This window comes from Roseovarius sp. CAU 1744 (assembly GCF_039839345.1).
Lineage (GTDB): Bacteria > Pseudomonadota > Alphaproteobacteria > Rhodobacterales > Rhodobacteraceae > Roseovarius.
Map to the genome: position 1 here is coordinate 77,694 of NZ_JBDOQV010000013.1, position 20,577 is coordinate 98,270.

At 64.1% G+C, this 20,577-nt stretch carries 19 protein-coding genes; 7 read left to right on the top strand and 12 right to left on the bottom strand.

Features of this window, described 5'->3' with window-relative positions; genetic code table 11:
- The first annotated feature begins 20 nt into the window (after positions 1–20).
- On the top strand, positions 21–332 hold the full coding sequence (locus AAFO92_RS22010) for a polymer-forming cytoskeletal protein (protein WP_347539007.1): 312 nt from the start codon (positions 21–23) through the stop codon (positions 330–332).
- 313 nt (positions 333–645) lie between these two features.
- Here the strand turns inward: AAFO92_RS22010 and hflX are convergent, their stop codons facing one another.
- The 4 genes from hflX to trkA form a co-directional block, all read right to left on the bottom strand.
- Entirely contained in the window at positions 646–1,923 is a 1,278-nt protein-coding gene (hflX, locus tag AAFO92_RS22015; RefSeq protein WP_347539009.1) for a GTPase HflX, read from the bottom strand.
- Complete coding sequence (gene hfq, locus AAFO92_RS22020) at positions 1,920–2,159, bottom strand: RNA chaperone Hfq (RefSeq protein ID WP_085800088.1); 240 nt, start codon at positions 2,157–2,159, stop codon at positions 1,920–1,922. The genes hflX and hfq overlap by 4 nt, the downstream gene beginning before the upstream one ends.
- 136 nt (positions 2,160–2,295) lie before the next feature.
- Complete coding sequence (locus tag AAFO92_RS22025; RefSeq protein WP_347539012.1) at positions 2,296–3,816, bottom strand: potassium transporter TrkG; 1,521 nt, start codon at positions 3,814–3,816, stop codon at positions 2,296–2,298.
- Positions 3,817–3,820: 4 nt separating this feature from the next.
- The gene (gene trkA / locus AAFO92_RS22030; RefSeq protein WP_347539014.1) at positions 3,821–5,197 is read right to left on the bottom strand and encodes a Trk system potassium transporter TrkA; all 1,377 of its coding nucleotides are present in this window, start codon (positions 5,195–5,197) and stop codon (positions 3,821–3,823) included.
- 112 nt (positions 5,198–5,309) lie between these two features.
- Here trkA and AAFO92_RS22035 point away from each other — a divergent pair, with 112 nt between their 5' ends.
- Complete coding sequence (locus AAFO92_RS22035; protein WP_347539016.1) at positions 5,310–5,783, top strand: hypothetical protein; 474 nt, start codon at positions 5,310–5,312, stop codon at positions 5,781–5,783.
- 332 nt (positions 5,784–6,115) lie between these two features.
- Here AAFO92_RS22035 and AAFO92_RS22040 read toward each other — a convergent pair whose 3' ends face one another.
- The 5 genes from AAFO92_RS22040 to dusB all read right to left on the bottom strand — a co-directional run bounded on the left by AAFO92_RS22040 (position 6,116) and on the right by dusB (position 13,354).
- Positions 6,116–7,537: a sigma-54 dependent transcriptional regulator gene (locus AAFO92_RS22040; RefSeq protein WP_347539017.1), complete on the bottom strand. Its 1,422-nt coding sequence runs from the start codon at positions 7,535–7,537 to the stop codon at positions 6,116–6,118.
- A gap of 7 nt (positions 7,538–7,544) precedes the next feature.
- Entirely contained in the window at positions 7,545–9,806 is a 2,262-nt protein-coding gene (locus AAFO92_RS22045; protein ID WP_347539019.1) for a PAS domain-containing sensor histidine kinase, read from the bottom strand.
- Positions 9,807–9,906: 100 nt separating this feature from the next.
- Complete coding sequence (locus tag AAFO92_RS22050) at positions 9,907–11,268, bottom strand: sigma-54 dependent transcriptional regulator (RefSeq protein WP_347539021.1); 1,362 nt, start codon at positions 11,266–11,268, stop codon at positions 9,907–9,909.
- On the bottom strand, positions 11,268–12,362 hold the full coding sequence (locus AAFO92_RS22055; RefSeq protein WP_347539023.1) for an ATP-binding protein: 1,095 nt from the start codon (positions 12,360–12,362) through the stop codon (positions 11,268–11,270). Before AAFO92_RS22055 ends, AAFO92_RS22050 begins: the two co-directional genes overlap by 1 nt.
- Entirely contained in the window at positions 12,359–13,354 is a 996-nt protein-coding gene (gene dusB, locus AAFO92_RS22060) for a tRNA dihydrouridine synthase DusB (RefSeq protein ID WP_347539025.1), read from the bottom strand. Before dusB ends, AAFO92_RS22055 begins: the two co-directional genes overlap by 4 nt.
- A gap of 157 nt (positions 13,355–13,511) precedes the next feature.
- Here dusB and AAFO92_RS22065 point away from each other — a divergent pair, with 157 nt between their 5' ends.
- The 4 genes from AAFO92_RS22065 to AAFO92_RS22080 all read left to right on the top strand — a co-directional run bounded on the left by AAFO92_RS22065 (position 13,512) and on the right by AAFO92_RS22080 (position 16,953).
- Positions 13,512–14,648 (top strand): bifunctional 2-C-methyl-D-erythritol 4-phosphate cytidylyltransferase/2-C-methyl-D-erythritol 2,4-cyclodiphosphate synthase, encoded by a 1,137-nt coding sequence (locus AAFO92_RS22065; RefSeq protein ID WP_347539027.1) that lies wholly within the window; start codon positions 13,512–13,514, stop codon positions 14,646–14,648.
- Positions 14,645–15,145, top strand: coding sequence for a phosphatidylglycerophosphatase A (locus AAFO92_RS22070; protein WP_347539029.1), 501 nt, complete (start codon positions 14,645–14,647; stop codon positions 15,143–15,145). Before AAFO92_RS22065 ends, AAFO92_RS22070 begins: the two co-directional genes overlap by 4 nt.
- Positions 15,142–15,612, top strand: a complete 471-nt coding sequence (locus tag AAFO92_RS22075; protein ID WP_347539031.1) for a CinA family protein — start codon at positions 15,142–15,144, stop codon at positions 15,610–15,612. The genes AAFO92_RS22070 and AAFO92_RS22075 overlap by 4 nt, the downstream gene beginning before the upstream one ends.
- A 162-nt stretch (positions 15,613–15,774) precedes the next feature.
- Entirely contained in the window at positions 15,775–16,953 is a 1,179-nt protein-coding gene (locus AAFO92_RS22080; protein ID WP_347539033.1) for an ammonium transporter, read from the top strand.
- Positions 16,954–17,000: 47 nt separating this feature from the next.
- Here the strand turns inward: AAFO92_RS22080 and AAFO92_RS22085 are convergent, their stop codons facing one another.
- Positions 17,001–18,284: an MmgE/PrpD family protein gene (locus AAFO92_RS22085; RefSeq protein ID WP_347539035.1), complete on the bottom strand. Its 1,284-nt coding sequence runs from the start codon at positions 18,282–18,284 to the stop codon at positions 17,001–17,003.
- 27 nt (positions 18,285–18,311) lie between these two features.
- Positions 18,312–18,758 (bottom strand): type II toxin-antitoxin system RatA family toxin, encoded by a 447-nt coding sequence (locus AAFO92_RS22090; RefSeq protein WP_347539037.1) that lies wholly within the window; start codon positions 18,756–18,758, stop codon positions 18,312–18,314.
- Positions 18,759–18,843: 85 nt separating this feature from the next.
- On the opposite strand from AAFO92_RS22090, the gene hpt reads away from it, so the two are divergent.
- Positions 18,844–19,386 (top strand): hypoxanthine phosphoribosyltransferase, encoded by a 543-nt coding sequence (hpt, locus tag AAFO92_RS22095; protein WP_347539039.1) that lies wholly within the window; start codon positions 18,844–18,846, stop codon positions 19,384–19,386.
- 98 nt (positions 19,387–19,484) lie between these two features.
- Here hpt and AAFO92_RS22100 read toward each other — a convergent pair whose 3' ends face one another.
- A complete protein-coding gene (locus AAFO92_RS22100; protein ID WP_347539041.1) occupies positions 19,485–20,456 on the bottom strand; it encodes an asparaginase in 972 nt (323 codons plus the stop codon).
- Positions 20,457–20,577: the final 121 nt, after the last annotated feature.

The window sequence follows — 20,577 nt, forward strand, 5'->3', positions numbered from 1 at the left end:
GCCCCGGGGGTGGCTGAGAAATGGCAAACACGATCATCGCAGAAGACCTGGTCATTGACGGCAATGTCAGGTCCGCCGAAGGGCAAATCGAGGTCAAGGGAAAGGTGACCGGTGACATTACCGCCGATGCCGTGCTGGTCCAGGCGGGCGGGTCGACAAATGGCAAACTGTCGGCCAAGCAGATCACCATAGAGGGCGAACACGAGGGCATTCTTCAATGCGATGACCTCAAGCTGGGAACGGCGTCACAGGTCCATGCCACCGTTCACGCCAAGACAATGTCAGCCGAAAGCGGCGTGAAGATTACCGGCAAGATCAAAGTCACCGGCTGACAAGTCACGCCAAGGCGGAATGCCAGGGCTCTGCATGAACACCAAACTGCCGGTTCGAACCCAAAGCGGTAATCCAGCCGAAGCCGTGCGATGGCCAGACCGCGGGATGGCGGCGCACCGGAGGTCGAGGCACTTTTTGGCTGCCAAGTCCGGATAACCTCTGAGGGATGCGTTTCTGTCGGCCTGTCGCCAGCCCGGGGGCGGTCTGGCGATCGCGCGGCGGTCTGCGGCCCTGGTTCCGCGCGGAGGGAACGCAACCGAATGGCGGCTGTGTCCGGCAAAGCGGCCAATGGCCGGGTCCGCGGCGTGACCGCTACAGCTGCCGAAACTGGGCCTCTTGCCGCGGGTTCCAGCGTACTTTCAGGGCGAAACCGTTCTCGGCCTGTGTTTCCCGCTCGACCAGTCCGCGTTCGAACAGCCAGGCGCGTTTGCGGCCTTCGTTGAAACCCAGCGTCAGGGTGGTTTCCACCATGCCGCCGGCCAGCGCGTCCGTGATGCCCGACACAAGCGCATCCATCCCTTCGCCCGAGATGGCCGACAGCGCCAGAACGTCGTCCCGGCGCCCGGCCTGCGTCAGCACCGTCGCGCGGGCATCGCCATCCAGCCGGTCGATCTTGTTCCAGACCTCGATCTGCGGGGTTTCCCCGGACACGCCGAGGCTTTCCATGATCGCGTGCACATCTTCGGCCTGCGCTTCGGTTTCGGGGTGCGAGATGTCGCGCACATGAATGATCAGATCGGCGGCCAGCACTTCCTCGAGCGTGGCGCGGAAGGCGGCGACCAGCTCTGTCGGCAGGTCGCTGATGAACCCCACCGTGTCGGACAGGATGATCTCGGGGCCCTGCCCCGGCAGTTCGATCCGCCGCATGGTCGGGTCCAGCGTGGCAAAGAGCATGTCCTTGGCCATCACTTCCGCCCCGGTCATCCGGTTGAACAGCGTGGATTTTCCGGCGTTGGTATAGCCCACCAGCGCGACGATGGGAAACGGCACCTTGGCGCGTGACGCGCGGTGCAGCGTGCGGGTCTTGACCACTTTTTCAAGCTGCCGGCGCAGGCGGGTCAGCTGTTCGTCGATCGCCCGCCTGTCGGCCTCGATCTGGGTCTCGCCGGGACCGCCGACAAAACCCAGCCCGCCGCGCTGCCGCTCCAGGTGGGTCCAGGCACGGACCAGCCGCGTGCGTTGATAGCTCAGCGCCGCCATCTCGACCTGCAGCACGCCCTCGCGGGTGGCCGCGCGATCGCTGAAGATTTCCAGGATCAGCCCGGTGCGGTCCAAGAGCTTGAGCCCCCAGGCCTTTTCCAGGTTGCGCTGCTGCACCGGCGTCACCGGCCCGTCGATCAGCACCAGCGCGATCTCTTCGGCCTCGAATACCGCCTTCAGCTCGTCGATCTTGCCCTTGCCGAACAGCATCCCGGGATGTGCCTTGGGCAGGCGTACGACCCCGTCGCCGGCCACCTCCAGTTCAGGCAGCGCATGGGCAAGTGACACCGCTTCCGCCAGCGCCAGCTGGGGATCACGGTTTGACGGGGATGTCTTGATGTCAGGATGCAGAACCCAGGCCCGGGTCGCCTCCCGCGCGGTCTCGGTCAAGAGGCGTCTTCACCATCGTAGAGGTTCACCGGCTGCGACGGCATGATGGTCGAGACAGCGTGCTTGTAGACAAGCTGCGATTGACCATCCCGGCGCAGCAGGATGCAGAAATTGTCAAACCAGGTGATCACGCCCTGCAGCTTGACCCCGTTGATCAGGAATACCGTGACCGGGATCTTGGTCTTTCGAACCTGATTCAGAAATGCGTCTTGCAAATTTTGTCTGTCAGCAGCCATCTGTCCTCAAAACCTTTGTTCTTGCACGTGCCGCGGATCGGCACCGAAACTGTCACGCCGCGCGAGTATGAAGTGCTACGGGCGAGGTTTCCACCCCAAAATGCAAGTTCGCATCTGCGATGCCAGCCCAACCGTATCAATCGCGCCACAATCCGGGATTAAAGAGCGCGATGATCCCCAGCGTTTCAAGCCGGCCCAGGATCATCGCCGCCGACAGCACCAGCTTGGACGCCACACCAAGTTCCAGCAGGTTGATCGGGGTTTCGGCGGCCACCTGCGCCAGCGGGCCGGTGGTTGAAATCATCGCGATCGCCAGCACGGTCGCCTCCTGGAACTCCATTCCCAGAAACGCCAGAACGACGGTGACAAAGGCCAGCGACAAGGCGAAGAGCATGAAGAAGATCCAGGCAATGAACGCCCCCTGCCGGCGGATCCGGCGACCGCCGGCGCTGGCGCGCCCGACCGAGGACGGATGCACGAGGCGCTCCATCTCGCGCCGGCCATTCAGGTAGAGCGCATAGACCCGGAGGAGTTTCACCCCGCCCGCGGTGGTCGCCACGCCGCCACCCACCAGCGACAGGCCCAACAGAATAAGGCCCGGCGTACCCAGCCCGGACCAGTCCCGCGCGACCCCCCAGTCGGCGCTTTCGAAACCGGTCGTGGACAGGAATGACAACACGGTGAACAGCCCGCCCCACAGCGCCCTGAGCGCGGTTTCCAATGTGACGGCCTCTTCGATCTCGAAGGTCGCCAGCCAGTGCCGGCTGAACAGCAGCAAGGGCACCGCGATGACCAGCAGCACGCCGATGCGGAACTCGGGGTCGTTCTGCAGGCCGGGCCGCACCGAGGTGATCGTGTCGGATGAAAATGTCAGCCGAGAGAGGGCGAATAACAGAAACAGGAAAATCACCATTTCCCCGGTGATGTCCGACCCGGCATTCTGCACCCCGCCGATGGGCGATATTCCGCTGGTGGCCAGCGTCGACATGGCGTGGATCAGCGCAACCATCGGCTGATCGCCCCCGATCAGCAGCAACAGCCAAAGCGCACAGGTCAGCCCGACATAGATCGGCCCGAGCTGCAGGGTGATCTGCCGGATGCGACGGTCGGACGTGGCGCGCTGGAACCTGCCGGAATACGCCTCGCCCTGCCCCGGCTCTGCGGTGGCGGTCACCTCGAATCCCCCCAGGTGCAGCGGCGCCAGAACCGCCGAGGCGCTGACCCAGATCAGCAGCCCCCCGGCCCATCCCACCATGCCGCGCCACAGATGCAGCGTGTCCCCCAGGCGCGCGGGGTTCTCGAACAGTGTCGCGCCGGTCGTGGTGATGCACGACACCATCTCGGTATAGGCATTGAGAAAGGTGGTGGTCTCGAGCCCTTCGTAGAACGGGACGGCCAGAAAGATCGGCAGCAGCGAAAACGCCAGGAAGAGGGACAGCAGGTTCTGAAGGTCGCTTTGCCCGCTGCGTTCCCGGCCCGACATCGCCAGGCCCACGATCATCACAAGCGCCATGCCCAGAATGCCGGAATAGGCGAAACTGCGCGAAACGCTGTGATCCTCGTTGACCAGCGCATGAAGCGCGGGGATCAGCATCGCCACCGCCGACAGGCCCGTCAGTACCAGGATCAGTGGGAGTGTCAGGAAGCGGGTGATCATCGGATCAGAAGAAATCGATCGAGACCTGGAGCAGCTGCTCGACCTTCGGCACATCCGATGCCAGTGCGAACAGCACGATCACGTCCCCGGCCTCTATCCTCAGCCCGCCGGTCGGCTTGACTATCTCGCCATCCTTCATCACCCCGCCCACCAGAACGCCTTCGGGAAAGTCGATCTCGCGGATGGGCGACCCGGCGATGTTCGAGGTCGACATCACCTCGGCCTCAATCACCTCGGCCTCGGCATCGCCAATCGAGTAGACGCCGCGCACCTTGCCGTGGCGTATGTGGCGCAGGATCGAGCTGACCGTGGTGGCCCGCGGGTTGATATGCGCGTCAATGCCCAGCGGGCCCATCAGCGGCACCAGCGTGGGATCGTTGATCAGCGATATGGCAAACGGGCAGCCTTCGGCCTTGGCCCGCACGGCGGACAGCATGTTGACCTTGTCGTCATCGGTCACCGCCAGAACCGCGTCCGCACGCGAGATCCCGGCCTCGGCCAACAGCGCCGAATCCAGCCCGTCGCCATTCAGAACGATGGTCCGTTCCAGCGCATCGGCGGCCAGTTCGGCGCATTTGCGGCTGCGTTCGATCACCTTGACCCGCACCCGCCCGCCACGTTCTTCGAGGGCGCGCGCCACGGCAAGGCCGATATTTCCCCCGCCGACAATGACGATGCGTTCCTGCGTGAACTCGGATTTGCCGAACACTTCCAGCGTGCGCGGAATGTCCTCGACCGGGGCAAAGACATAACATTCGTCGCCCACAAACAGCTGGTCGCCCGCCTCGGGGGCAAACAGCCGCCCCTCGCGGCGCACGGCCAGCACGACCACGCGCAGGGTCGAGAACAGATCGCTCAGCTGCCTCAGCGGCGTGTTGACCACCGGGCAGTCCTCGTCCAGCCGCAGCCCCATCAGCTGCGCCTTGCCGCCAAGGAACATCTCGGTGTCGAAGGCCGCCGGGGCCGCCAGCCGCTGCAACGCCGCCTGCGCGACCTCGCGTTCGGGGCTGATCACCACGTCGATGGGCATGTGATCACGGCGGTAGAGATCGGAATAGATCGCGTCCAGATAGGATTGTGCGCGCAGCCGCGCGACCTTGCGCGAGACGGCAAAGACCGAATGCGCCACCTGGCAGATCACCATGTTGACCTCGTCGGAATAGGTCGCGGCGATCACCATGTCGGCGTCGCGCGCGCCGGCACGGTCCAGGATATCGGGATAGGATGCAAAACCGGTGATCCCCTGCACATCCAGCGTATCCGTTGCCCGGCGCACCAGATCGGGGTTATTGTCCACCACCGTGACATCGTTGTTCTCGCCGGACAGATGGCGGGCGATCTGCCAGCCCACCTGGCCGGCACCGCAGATGATGACCTTCATACGTCTTGCCTCATCCTCTCTGAACGTGTTGCATGACAGAAGGCAAATGCGCGGTCAATTGCTTTGTCCCGCCGCGCCCCGCGCCCGCCATGTATCAAGGACAAGTAAATTCATGAAATACAGCACAAAAACAGCCATTGCCGCCTGCCTGTTCACCGTTGCCTGTGCGCCGTTGCAGCTCTATTACAAAGAGGGTGAAACCGTGGCACGGATGGATCGCGACGAGACCCGATGCGAAGTGACCGCCTTGCGGCAGGTGCCGACAGATATCCGCACACGCTACATCCCGCCACAATATCAGCACTACAAGGTCTGTCACGGGACGGGATATTGCAGTTGGCACCGGCGCCTGATTTCGCCCGGGCGCCACGAAAGTTACGATGCCAACCTGCCGTTGCGCGCCCGCGTGACCGAGCAATGCATGGCCGACAAGGGGTATGTCCGCACCAAGATCAAACGCTGCGATGCAGCCACCACAGAGGCCACGACGCTGCGCGCCACGCAGGTGCTGCCGCCGGTTTCCGAGAAATCATGCGCCATCCGCCTGAAATCCGGGCGCTGGCAAATCGTCACGCCGGATACATAACCGCCGCGGGTTGAAATCGGGCCCCATCCGAAAGATAGAAGTCAGGCTTTCAATTGCCTTTGCGAACTGCTGCATGCGCGGAAAAATCCCGCGGTGCCCCGCAGTCAAAGCCGTGAGTGGTGGCTTGGAAAACCGTTAACGTCTAAATCCCGTTCCTTCTTCAATATACCCAGCCAATCATGGGCAACGCGTAAACCAACTACGCGCGCCAATTCTTATCATACGCGGAAATTGCATATCAGTACATATGGTACCGCGTAACAAAATACCACCCAAGGTAGAAAAAGTCAAAGCAGACACTCTACTGCAAGCCGAGGACGCGCATTCCCTTCCTAGCTTTCCGCCGGTTCCGCCTCTTCGACCTCGCTGACATGCGCCACACGGTTGCCCGCCTTGGCGCTTGTCACCACGCCCAGGGACTTGAGCTTGCGGTGCAGCGCGCTGCGTTCCATGCCCACGAATTCGGCGGTGCGGCTGATGTTGCCGCCGAACCGGTTGATCTGGGTCAGCAGGTATTCTCGCTCGAAAGCCTCGCGCGCCTCGCGCAGCGGCAGGGTCGCGACCGAACCGGACAGCACCACACGCCCCTCTTCCGGCGCGGATTCGCTTTCGCCGGGCAATTCGCGCACTTCGATCTCATCGCTGTCATCGCCCAGGATCAGGACCCGCTCGATCACGTTGCGCAGCTGGCGTACGTTCCCGGGCCAGCTCATGGTCTGCAACAGCGCGCCCGCCTCGGTGCTCAGACTGCGCAGCGGCAGGCCCTGGGTACGGTTGAACATGTCGATGAAATGTGCCGCCAGTTCGGGGATGTCCTCGCGCCGTTCCTCCAGCGACGGCACCGCGATCGGCACCACGTTCAGCCGGTGATACAACTCGCGGCGGAACCTCTCGGCGGCAATTTCGGCCTCCAGATCCCGGTTGGTCGAGGAGATGACCCGCAGATCCACTTCGATCTTGTCCGAGCCGCCCACGCGCATGAAGGTCTGATCCACCAGAACCCTCAGGATTTTCGATTGCGTGCCCGGCGGCATGTCCGCCACCTCGTCGAAATAGATCACGCCGCCATTGGCCTCTTCCAGCAGGCCCGGCTCCACGCCCCGGTCCTCGCCTTCGCGGCCGAACAGGACCTCTTCCATCCGGTCGGATTCGATCGACGCGCAGCCCACCACCACGAACGGCGCCTCGGAGCGGCTGGAGTTGGCGTGGATATAGCGCGCCGCCAGTTCCTTGCCGCAGCCCGCGGGCCCGGTCAGCATCACACGACCGTTGGATTTGGTAACCTTGTCCAACTGGCTGACCAGCGTGCGGAAGGCGGCGCTTTCGCCCAGCATCTCGGCGGGCGCGGTATCGCGCCGCTTCAGCTCGGTATTCTCGCGCCGCAGCCGGCTGGTCTCCATGCCGCGCCGGATCACCACCATCAACTGGTCGATGTTGAAGGGCTTCTCGATGAAATCATAAGCCCCCTGCTTGATCGCCGCGACCGCGATCTCGATATTGCCGTGGCCCGAGATGATCACCACCGGCACCTCGGGGTAATCGCGCTTGACCGCCTTGAGGATGTCGATCCCATCCATGTTGCTGTCTTTCAGCCAGATATCCAGGATCAGAAGCGCCGGTTGGCTGTCGGCAATCGCGCTCATCGCGTCGTCCGAATTGCCCGCCAGCCGGGTTCCGTATCCCTCGTCTTCCAGGATATCCGCGATCAGCTCGCGAATGTCCCTTTCGTCATCGACAATCAGAATATCGCTCATTTTATCCTCACACCGCTTGTTTATCTTGTTGTTGTTGAGATGCCGCCTGCACCAGAAGGGGCAAACGGATGATGGCCACGGCACCGGCATGGCCATCGGGACCGAAGGGTTCGGCGTCGTCCAGCGCCAGCGTGCCGCCATGTTCCTCGATGATCTTCTTGACAATCGGCAGGCCCAGCCCGGTGCCTTTTTCGCGCGTCGTCACATAAGGCTCGAACAGGCGGCTGCGATCCTGCGGCAGGCCGATGCCGTTATCGGCGATGCGCAGAACCGCCTCGCCGCTCTCGACCGCGCTGCTGACGCGAATGGTCGGGACATGTCCGTCGGGGGCGCCTTTTTCTGAAAGGCTTTCAATTGCTTCGCCTGCGTTCTTGATCAGGTTTGTCAGCGCCTGGGAAATCATCGTGGCATCGACCTGCGCGATCAGGTCATCGGCGCAGAAATCCGTCTGGAACTGAACGTCGGGCTGGCCGCCCTCCTGCAGCAGGGTCGCTTCCTGAAACAGCCGGTTCAGGCTTTCCTCCTTGGTATCGGGCTCGGGCATCCGCGCGAACTTGGCGAATTCGTCGACGATGCGGCGCAGATCATTGGTCTGCCGGACAACCACATCGGTCAGTTGCTCCAGGCTCGCGGCATTGTCGTCGTCCAGTTGCCGGCCGAACTTGCGCTTGATCCGTTCCGCCGAGAGCTGGATCGGCGTCAGCGGGTTCTTGATTTCATGGGCGATGCGGCGGGCCACATCCCCCCAGGCCGCCATGCGCTGTGCTGCCACCAGGTCGGTGACATCGTCAAAGGCCACCACGTAGCCTTCGCGCTTGCCCTCCTCGTTCAGCCGCTTCGACATCCGGACCAGCAGGTTTTCCTGGCGCTTGCCGCGCGACACCTTGATTTCCTCCTGCACGAAACCTGTGGCGCTGCCACGCAGCCGCTCGAACAGTGCGCCGAATTCCGGCACCGCCACGCTGAGCGACAGCGATTGCTGGTCCTCGTGCCAGTCCAGCAATCGTTCGGCCGCCTTGTTGACGAAGGTCACGCGCCCTTTGGCGTCCAGCCCCACCACCCCAGAGGAAACCGACCCCAGAACGCTGTCGAACAGCCGCCGGCGGCGCTCGATCTGCTGCGTGTTGGTCAACAGTTTCTCACGCTGACCCTTCAGCTGGCGGGTCATCTGGTTGAAATAGGTGCCCAGCATGGCAATCTCGTCATCGCCATCCTCCTCGCGCACCTGGGTATCCAGATCGCCCTCACCCACGCGCTGCGCCGCCAGTGTCAGCCGGCCCACCGGTCGCGACAGGCGCTCGGCGAAAAGCATTCCCAGCCAGACCGCCGCCAGGATCAGGATCAGCGCAAAGCCCAGATAAACCAGCCCGAATTCGAACAGCACGCGCCCGCGTTCGCTTTCGCGCTGCTTGTAGAACCGCGCGGTTTCCTGGGTTTCGTCCAGCAGGTTCAGGATCGCGCCGTCGACATTGCGGCTGACATAAAGAAACCGGTCCGGGATTTCGGCCAACGGCATCAGCGCCCGAAATTCGTTGTTGTCCCAATCCTGGATGATCACGATCCCTTCTTCGAGAGCGGTCGCGATCTCATCCCGAGTGGGTTGTTCGTAGTCGAAGAGATAGGACCGTTCCCCGCGCGAGCGCAATTCCCCCGTGCCGTCGATCACGAACGCTTCGCGCAATCCGCGCTGGATTTTCTGCTGACCTTCCGAGAGCACCTTGCGGATGTCGCCATCATCCATGAAGACCACCGCCCGTTTCGTGGCGTTGATGAAGGACGCCAGCGCCCGCGCATCGGTGATCAGATCCCGGCGGTGTTCGTCCTCATAGGCCTGCGCGGCGGCGACCGAACTGTCGACCACGCCGCCGACACGGTCCGAAAACCACGCCTCGAGCCCCATGTTCACGCTAAGCGTGGCAAAGACCGCCACGGTGATCGTGGGCAGCAGCGCCATGATCGCGAAGACCCAGGTCAGTCGCAGGTGCAGACGCGACCCGGCCGAGCGCTTGCGCCGGTCGGCCACCATCCGCACCACCCGTTGCAGGACAAGCGCGGCGACGATGATCACGTAGATCATATCGGCGAGGAAAACGATACGAAGCGTGTTGGTTGCGGCGCCCTGGTCAAGCGGCCCCATGACCAGGTAGGTCACCAGCGCCAGCACCGGCCCCAGAACCACCAGCCCGAAAGTGGCGGCACTTTGAACGCGCTGCAGCCGCCGCAAACGGCTCAGGCTTTCCCAGGTTATCCTGCGTGTCCGCGTTGCCACGGCCTGCCCTCATTCAGTAGAGGTGCCATTGACCGCACCCCGCTACATATGGTGGCCTTGCGGGCGCCTGCCCCCCATTGGCCACAGCTATGTTGCAGTTTTACATCAACTTGCGGCGGCGTGTCACGCGAATATCAAGCTCGGTTATCTTCTTCCGCAACGTATTTCTGTTGATCCCGAGCAATTCGGCACACTTAGCCTGATTTCCCCCGGTGGCATCCAGCGCAATTTCTATCAGCGGAAGCTCCATTTCCCGCAGAATCCGGGCATAGAGACCCGATGGCGGCAGCATCTCGCCATGCAGGTCGAAATATCGCTGCAGGTGGCGGCCGACTGATTCCGACAGGCTTTCGCTGTCTCCCTGGCCCAGGACAGGCTGCGCCTCGGGCTGGGTCGTCAGCATCGCCGCGACCTCGCCGCGGCTGATTTCCTCGCCCTGCGCGGTCAACGCGATCCGCCGGACCGCGTTTTCCAGCTGCCGGACATTGCCGGGCCAGACATAGCTGCGCATCAGCTCCAGGGCGTCGTCCGACATCGACCGCGCGCCTGATCCGTCGCGCTCGGCCCGGTCCAGGAAATGCGCCACCAGCAGCGGGATGTCGTCCACCCGGTCGCAGAGCGTCGGCACCTCGATCACCGCACCGCCCAGACGGTAATAGAGATCCTCGCGCAGCCCCGCCGCCTTCATCGCCGCCGATCCGCCGATCTGCGTCGTGGCCATGAATCGGGGCCGGTCATCGCCGGGGGCGTCCATCATCCGCACCAGCCGACCCTGCGACTCGGCGTCCAGATCAGCGATTTCCTCGATGACGATGGTGCCGCCCCGCGCCCGGGACATCAGCTTGGCCGGCCCCTCGAGATCTGCCAGATCGCCGGGCGTGGCGGTGATGAATGGCATGGTCCGGCGGTCGCTGAAATCGTGGATCGCGCGGGCAATCAGGCTTTTGCCGGTGCCGGACGCGCCCGAGATCAGGACCGGCAGATCGGTGTTCATCACCCGCGCGACGACACGGTACAGCGTCTGCATGGCGGGCGTACGCCCGATCAGGGGCAGCTCCTCGGGGCCGTCGGAGGGCGCGCGTTCCGCGGGCCTGCGTGTGGATGTGTCCAGCGCCCGTGCCGTACGCTTCATCAGATCGGGCAGGTCAAACGGCTTGGGCAGGTAATCATAGGCATCGGCCTCATTGGCCTTGATCGCGGTCATGATGGTGTTCTGGGCCGAGATCACGATCACCGGCAGCCCTGGGCGGTCACGGGCGATCTTTGGCAGCATCTCGAGCCCGTTGCCATCGGGCATCATCACGTCGCTGATCACCACATCGCCCTTGCCCTCGCCGACCCACCGCATCAGCGTGGTCAGGCTGGACGTGGCGTGCACCTTGCATCCCGCCCGGGTCAGCGCCTGTGTCAGAACCGTGCGGATCGTGCGGTCGTCATCCGCGACCAGTACCGTGCCATCCATCAGTCTTGCTCCTTTTGTTCCTGCCCTGCCCCGGCCTGATCGGCCCGTGGCAGCGAGATGCGGAAAATTGTCTTGCCCGGCGTCGAACTGACCGAGATCCAGCCGCCATGATCCGACAGGATCTTGGCCGCCAGAGCCAGCCCGAGCCCGGTGCCGTTCTCGCGGCCCGACACGAACGGCTCAAATACCTCCGCGGCGATGTCGGGCGGCAGGCCCGGCCCGTCATCCTCGATCTCGATCTGCAGCGGCAGCGACCGGCCGGACCCGTTGCCGCGCCGCACCCTGAGCGATTGTTCGTAGTAACTGCGCAGGATGATCGTACCGCCCGATCCGCCCGCCGCCTCGGCCGCGTTCTTCAGCAGGTTCAGCACCACCTGCAACAGCTGGTCCGGATCCGCCAGCGCCAGCGGCAGCGACGGGTCGTAATGCTCGACCACGGTCATCTTCGCGGCAAAGCCCACGATCGCTGACCGCCGCGCCCGGTCCAGAACGTCATGGACATTCACGGGCTGAAGCGCCGGGGCGCTGATATTGCCGAACTGCTCAACCTGATCCAGAAGCGAAACGATCCGGCGGCTTTCGCTGACGATCAGGTCGGTCAGTTCCAGATCCTCGGACTTCAACCCCATCGAGAGCAACTGCGCCGCGCCCGTGATGCCGGCCAGCGGGTTCTTGATCTCGTGGGCCAGCATCTCGGCCATGCCAATGGCCGAGCGGGCCGCCGATTTCACGGAGATGTTCTGACTGACGCGGCCGGCCAGCTCACGCGGGGCAATCAGCAACAGCATCCGGCCCGGCGCGGCCGACAGCGGCGCGATCTGCAGCGTACACTGCATCGGCGCGCGGTCCCCGGTGCCCACATCCACATCATTGACGAAAAGCGGCGCGTCATGGGTTCGGGCGCGTTGCAACGCCTCCTCCAACGGGGCATCCACGGCCAGCCTGTCCCAGACCGGCTGACCGATCACCGACCGCGCCGACGACATCAGGAACCCCTCTGCGGCCGGGTTGATCCGCGCGATACGGTCATCTTCGTCCAGCATCAGGGCCGGAACCGGCAACGAGGTCCAGATGGCATCGTCCGCCGCGCTCATGCCGCCGCCCTCTGTCTGTCCGCCAGTGCCTCGGGGATCAGGCGCAGCACCTCTTCTGCATCCCGGCAGGTCAGCAGGCGCTTGCGCATCTCTACCCCGGTCCCCGCATCGTCAAGATACCAGCCCAGATGCTTGCGCCCCACCCGGTTGCCCAGTTCGGCGCCGTAGAATTCCAGCATCGCCTGGTAATGCCCGCAGACCATGTTGGCCAGCGCCGCCCCCCGCGGGATCAGCGGCGCCGTCCCATGACCCAGAGCATGGGCCACCTCGGCCAGCTTCCAGGGGCGCCCCTGCGCCCCGCGCCCGATCATTACACCGTCCGCGCCGGACAGGCGCAGCGCCTCCTGAGCCGAGGCCACATCGACGATGTCACCATTGGCGATGACCGGAATCGTGACCGCGTCCCGCACCGCCCGGATCGCCGACCAGTCCGCCCTGCCCTTGTAGAACTGGCATCGCGTGCGCCCATGGATCGTGACCATCTGGATACCGGCGTTTTCGGCGCGCCGGGCCAGTTCGGGCGCGTTCAGCGTCGTGTCGTCCCACCCCAGCCGGGTCTTCAGCGTGACCGGCAGACTGACCGCGCCGACCACCGCCTCGATCAGGCTCAGCGCGTGATCCAGATCCTTCATCAGCGCGGATCCGCTGGCGCCCGATCCGCTGGCGCTGGTGACCTTCTTGGCGGGGCAGCCCATGTTGATGTCGATGATCTGCGCCCCGTTCGCCTCGACCATGCGCGCGGCCTCGGCCATCCAGTATGCCTCGCGCCCGGCCAGCTGCACCGCGGTGTTGGCGATGCCATATCCCAGCTCAGCCCGTTCGCGCACACCGGGTTTGGCCTGGACCATTTCCTGGCTGGCGACCATCTCGCTGACCACCAGCCAGGCGCCAAAACGCGCAACCAGCGAGCGGAACGGCAGATCGGTGATTCCCGCCAGCGGCGCTAGCAGGACGGCAGGCGTATCGGTAGTCTTGATCACGGGTAAAGCCAATTGCCTAATCCTTGTGCAACATCGCTCTTTTAGGCAGACCGCGGGCGATAATCAATGAAATCAGCAGCCAAGTGGATATCACCAAACCGCAATTGCCTATTTTTTGTGCTAACATCCGGCCATTGCGCTTATTCACGCCGCGCCGTAATCAAAGGACATGACCACAGCCGCCATCATCGTCGCCGCAGGGCGTGGCACCCGGGCCGGGGGCGATCTGCCCAAGCAATGGCAGATGCTGGCCGGGCGGCGCGTCGTGGACCATACGCTGGATGCGTTTCGCGCGGCCCCCGGGATCGGCCGGATCGTGCTGGTCCTGCACCCGGAGGATATCGCGCGTTTCGCGCCCGCGGACGACGTGACGGTTGTGATCGGCGGGGATACCCGCGCACAATCGGTACGCAACGGGCTTGAGGCACTGACCGCGCACGACCCGGCGACAGTGCTGATCCATGACGCCGCCCGCCCCTGCGTGAAACCGGCACATATCGCCCGGATCGCCTCGGCCGTCAGCGACGGCACGGCGCGGGCCGCGGCACCGGCGCTGGCGGTGACCGATGCCCTTTGGCAGGGGCAGGACGGTTGCGTAGCGGGCACGCAGGATCGGACCGGCCTCTACCGGGCGCAGACGCCACAGGCCTTTTCCTTTCGGGATATCCTCCTGGCCCATCGCGCGCATCAAGGCGACGCCGCCGACGATGTCGAGGTCGCCCGCGCCGCCGGGATCGACGTCATGATCGTCGGCGGCGATGAGGATAACCTCAAGATCACCGGCCCTGAAGACTTTGCGCGCGCTGAGAATATAAAACGAGATCAAATGGATATAAGGACAGGTTCAGGTTACGACGTGCATCGCTTCGGCAGCGGCGATCATATCATGCTCTGCGGCGTGAAAATCCCGCATGAACGGGGTCTGCAAGGGCATTCTGACGCCGATGTCGGTATGCACGCGCTGACCGATGCCATTTACGGTGCTCTGGCCGAGGGTGATATCGGCCGCCACTTCCCGCCCTCGGATCCGCAATGGAAAGGCGCCGAGAGCCATATCTTCCTCAGTCACGCGGTCCGGCTGGCAGGTGATAATCGATTTGAAATCAACAATATGGACGTCACTCTTATTTGCGAACAGCCCAAGATCGGGCCCCATGCGGATAGCATGCGGCGGGCATTGTCTGCGATAACCGGCGTGGCGCTGGAACGTATCTCGGTCAAGGCCACGACGTCTGAGAGGCTGGGTTTCACCGGCAGGGGTGAAGGCATCGCCGCGCAGGCTGTTGTGACGCTGGTCAGCCGATGAACAAGCTGCCCCATATCATCGCGACCTTCGGGTTTGTCGGCCATCTGCGGCCCGCGCCGGGCACCTGGGGGTCACTTGCCGCCCTGCCGGTCGGCTGGCTGTTGCACACCATCGGGGGCGCCGGGTTATTGATCGTGGGGATCGTTCTGTCATTCGCCTCAGGTTGGTGGGCTACCGCGCTGGAAACACGCGGAAAAGAAGATCATGACCCGTCTGAAATTGTGATCGACGAAGTAGCCGGCCAATGGATCGCCATCCTGCCCCTGTCGCTGGGCGCCAGCCATGTGAATGCCGATATCCTTGGCCTGTGGCCCGGTTGGATCTGTGCCTTCGTGCTGTTCCGGCTGTTTGACATCCTGAAACCCGGCCCCATCGGTTGGGCCGACCGCCGGGGCGACGCCCTTGGCGTCATGCTGGATGATGTCATCGCCGGTCTTTTCGCGGCGATCGGTGTTGCCCTTCTGGCCGGCGCGGCACATGGGATACTGGCGATATGAAGGTCGAGGATCTGCTTCGGACAGCGCGGGAAAAGGGACTGCGCATCGTCACCGCCGAAAGCTGCACCGGCGGCATGGTCGCGGCTGCGCTGACGGATATACCCGGCGCGTCTGATGTGGTTGAATGTGGGTTCGTAACCTATTCGAACGACGCGAAAATACACCTTCTTGGTGTCTCATCGGAGACATTGGAATCCTTTGGTGCCGTTTCCGAAGAGACAGCCCTTGAAATGGCCGATGGTGCGTTGGCCAGCGCCGGCGCCGATATCGCCGTTTCGGTCACCGGCATTGCCGGCCCCGGCGGGTCCGAGCACAAACCCGAGGGGCGGGTCTGTTTCGCCATTGCCACGAAAGAGGCCACCACGGCGCAAACGGTCGAATTCGGGCCGCTTGGCCGTGGCAGGGTGCGCCATGCCAGCACGCAGCATGCGCTGAAATTGCTGGCAGAAGCCGCAGACAAACTCTGACGCATTTTTAGGCATTTTTCGGTCCGTCGCCTATTTGGTGCGCGGATAGTGGCATTTCACCGTCGATATCGCGCTAAACAGGCATGATTTTCTTGTTGTGCCCAGTGTTTCGGCGTTCACACCCGCAGAACGGTCAAATTCTGAGCATAGGGGAAATTCAAGATGAACGGAGCCGACACCGCGTGGATCATCGTCGCCACGGCGCTAGTCCTTTTCATGACATTGCCGGGGCTGGCACTCTTTTACGGCGGGCTGGTGCGCGCCCGCAACGTGCTGAGCGTTTTCATGCAGTGTTATGCCATCGCCTGCCTGATGAGCGTTCTGTGGTTCGCGCTCGGATACTCGATCGCGTTTGGCGATGGCGGTGCGCTCTGGGGCGGGCTGGGCAAGGCCTTCCTGTCGGGGATCAGCACCGATACGCTCTCGGGCACCCTGCCCGAGGTGCTGCTCTTTGCCTTCCAGATGACCTTTGCCATCATCACCCCGGCACTGATCGTGGGCGCCTATGTGGAACGGATCGGCTTTGGCTTTGTGCTGTTGTTCTCGGCGCTGTGGATGCTGATCTGCTACGCCCCTGTCACCCACTGGATCTGGGGCGGCGGTTTCCTGGCGGATGGCGGGATTTTCGGCGACACCGGCGTCCGGGACTTTGCCGGCGGCATCGTCGTGCATGAAACCGCAGGGCTTGCCGCGCTGGTGATCGCCGTCTGCCTCGGCCCGCGCAAGAACCGCACCACGCCGCCGCATAACCCCGGCCTGGTCATGGTCGGCGCGGCGATGCTCTGGGTCGGCTGGTTCGGCTTCAACGGCGGCTCGCAGCTGGCGGCGGATGGCGGCGCGGCGATGGCCCTGACGGTCACGCATATCTCGGCCGCCACCGCCTCGTTGAGCTGGGCCCTGTGGGAACGGATCAAATTCGGCAAGGCGTCGCTTGTTGGCATGGTTACCGGCACGATTGCGGGGCTGGCCTCGATCACGCCGGCCAGCGGGTTCGTGGGCCCTGTCGCGGCGCTGATCATCGGTGCGGTCGCGGGAATCCTCTGCCAGGAAGCGGTCAACCTGATCCGCGAAAAGCTGAACATCGACGACACGCTGGATGTCTTTGCCGTGCACGGTGTGGGCGGAATCTTTGGCACGATCATGATCGCGGCCTTCGGTGCCAGCAGCTGGGCGGCGCAACTGGGGTCGCTGGCGATTGTCGGCGTGTTCACGATCGTGGTGACGTTCGCGCTGGTGAAACTGGTGTCGCTGGCCACGCCGCTGCGGGTCGATCTGGAGACAGAGACCAACGGGCTTGACCTGCAGGTCCACGGTGAACGCGCCTATGACATGACCAGCTGAACCGGCTGGACGTAACCGGTGCAGACGGGCCCCGCCGCGGGCCCGTTTCAGCCCTTCAGAAAAGCAGCGATCGCGTCGGGCGGCGCCTCGGCCCCGATGCGCTCCCACAGTTCGTCGGCCCGCGCCAGCCCCAAGAGCGACACCGCCTTGGCGCGCACCCGGCTTTGCCGTTGCCGAAGGGTGCCTGGCGCATCGAGGTCATGGAACACCTCCTGCCGCGACCCGTCGCGATGCGTCAGCACCACCCGGGCCTGCATTTCGCTCAGACCCTCCGTCACCGTCACCTCGACCCGGTCGCGCAGTGCCACGATCTGCGGGTCGCGGCACAGCGCATCGGTAAAGCAGCCGGGCTGGCCGGTGTCATGCCCGGCAAGCCGCATCGCCGCCGTAACCCGATAGCTGAACTTGGCCTCAAGCCCGGTATCGGGCGCCGGGTTATTGCACACGCTCAGCCAGCGCGGGTGTGTCTGAACCTCGATCCTGCCGGGATCCGCGCCAGCTTTGACCTGTCCAAGCGCCTCGAGCATGGCGTGAAGCCCGTGGCAGCAGGCGTGCAGCTTGTGGCTGACCCGCTCGAACAGCCACGCCTCTGCCAACCCGTCCAGGGCATTTTCCTGACCTTCGCCGTGATGGGTCGGGCCAAACCCCTGCGGCTGCCGCATCGCGTCCCCGGCACTGATGAATCCGCGCTGCGCCAGCAACGCGGCCTCGACCCCGTTGGCCGCCGCGATCCCCGCATTCATCGGCTTGCCCATCGTACCGAATTGCGATTTCAGCCCCGACGCGCGGGTCGAGACCAGGCCAAGCGCGTGGATGGTCCGGGCCGCGTCAAGCGACAGCAGCCGGCAAGCGGCCAGACAGGCGCCGAAGGCCCCGGCGGTCGCAGTCTGATGAAACCCGGTCTGGTAATGCGCGCGGCCCAGCCAAAGGCCGACGCGGATCGACGCCTCGGCGCCGATCAGGGCGGCCTCCTGCAACGCCTTGCCGGAACTGCCGGTCAGCTGCGCCACGGCCAGCGCGGCGGGCATCACCGCCACCGAGGGGTGGCCGATATGGGCGAAATGGGTGTCGTCGTAATCCAGCGCATGGCTGATCGTGCCGTTGACCAGCGCCGCCGCGCGGGCGGGCACGCGCGTGTCCGATCCGATCAGGCTGGCCTGCGCAGCCCCGCCCTCGTCCAACGCCTGATCACGCAGGATCCGCGCCACCGGCTCGTCCCGGCCCGCGATGCCAACCGCGCACCAATCCAGCAACGACAAGCGCAGGATCTCCATCGCCGGTCCCGGAGCGATCGGCGCATGGGCGAATGTTGCCAGTTTTTCCTCAATCACGCCACGGCTCCTCCGACCTCTCCCGCCCTACCCGTATAACTCATGCGCGCGCTCCTCGAAGGCGCGAACGATACGCTGCATGGCTTCGTAAAAGAACAGCCCCGCCGCCTTCTGCAACAGCTTGTTGCGGAACTCGAAATCGACGAAGAACGCAACATCGCAACCATCCTCGGCCCCGGTGAAAACCCAGTTGGACTGCATGTGCTTGAACGGGCCGTCCAGGTATTCGGTGTCGATTTTCAGATCGCCGGGCCACAAGGTCACGCGGCTGCGGAACCTTTCGCGAAAGAGTTTGAAGCTGATGACCAGATCGGCATCCATGATGCGCGCGCCATCCTCACGAGGGGTCACTGACCGGATACGCGCGGCCGCCGTCCAGGGCAGGAATTCCGGGTAACGCGCCACATCGGCCACCAGATCATACATTTGTTGCGCCTCGAAGGGCAGTCGGCGGGTCTCGGCGTGGGTGGGCATCGGGTCTTGGAGTTCCGGCGTGTTTTTTGGCGTGACAGTAGCGCGCTATTTCATAGACTGGCGGCAAAAGTGCAAGGGGTGTGTCATGGCGGAACGGCCTTATGTGATCGACCAGATGATCTCGGCCAAGTCGATCGCCGCGCGGATCGAGGACCTGGCCGCCGAGATCAAGGCCGAGTTCGCCGGGTGCGAGAAACTGGTGGTTGTCGGGCTGCTGCGCGGCTCTTTCGTGTTCATCGCCGACCTGGTGCGCGAACTGGACATGGATGTCGAAGTCGATTTCCTTGAGACGTCTTCTTATGGCAATGCGATGGAAAGTAGCCGCGAGGTGCGCATCCTCAAGGACATCCGCGGGGAAATCGAGGGGCGCGACGTGCTGGTTGTCGAGGATATCGTCGATACCGGGCACACGCTGGCCCATGTGCTGCACCTGCTTCAGAGCCGCAAGCCGCACAAGCTGCGCACCATTGCGCTGCTCGACAAGCCGTCGCGCCGCGAGGCGGATATCAGCGCCGACTGGATCGGGTTCGAGATCCCCGACGAGTTCGTGGTGGGCTACGGCATCGACTACGCCCAACGGAACCGCAACCTGCCCTGTATCGGCAAGGTGCGGTTTACCGATGGCTGACGCCGGCCAGCGCCCCGCCGCCCCGGTGGGCAGGCGCTGCGTCATGTCCTGCACGATGTCGAATGCCCGCCTGGTTCGCGGTTCGGCCCATCGGGTGCCTAAGTCTCAGGCAGGCTGCGCTCGCCGCAGAGGGGGTCGGACAGAAACTGCCGGTGTTTCGTCACCGTGCCGCCCAGGCTCAGCGCCAGAACCATCTTCACATATGCCGCCTCCATCGTCATGTCGCGCCCGTCCACCGCGTGATGGCGTGTCAGGATGGCGCCGGCAGCGTAGGTGCCCAGGGCAATGCCGCCCTCGGGGCATTGGCTGACGGCCAGCACCGGCACCCTGCGCTTGGCCGCAATGCGCAGCGCCTCGTCGGTGTGGGGCGTGTTCGGGATGGTGCCCGACCCGAAACAGCGCAGCACGATCCCGTCGCAGGTCTGCGCCGCATGAAGCAGAAGGTTCCCCGCCCCGCCCGGCACCACCGGCAACACCGCGACATCGGGTGCGCCGTAGACATGCCGCACCAGCCCGGCACGACCCGGGCGCCGCGGCGGCGCATCCGTGGGTTCGGCAGCGAAGGCGTCGAAGGAGTTCGAATGGGTCTTGCGGATCCGCGCGCCATGCAGCAACCGCCCCGCGAACTGGACCCAGACACCGGGCTTGGCAGCACCAACGACCTGCAAAGCGTCATAAAGGTTGCGCCGGCCGTCATTGTTGGGTTCGCTCAGCGGCAGCATTGATCCGGTGAGGATGACAGGCTTGTCCAGACCCTCCAGCGCCATTGTCAGCGCGGCAGCGGTGAAAGCCAGCGTATCAGTGCCGTGGGTGACCACGAAACCATCATATTCGGCGTGATGTCTCTGGATGGTGTGGGTGATCCGGTTCCAGTCTTCGGGCGTGGCGTTGGCGCTGTCGATCAGCGGAGATAACGATTGCAGACTGGTGCGCGGAATGGCGCTGCCGGTTTCTCGCTGCCGTATGAGCTCGTCCTCGACCACGCCCTGCGCGGGTCTGAACCCGTCCTCCGATCGCACCATGCCAATGGTGCCGCCGGTATGGATCAGCAATATGCGGTTGTCCGGCATCGGGCACCTATTGAGAAACGCGGTCGCCGTCAGCGATAGCACGGCCCGGCGCCGATCCGCCAGACGCGCCGCGCGGGGGCAGAAACCCGCGCGCCCACGCCGCGACCGCAGGTTATCCGAT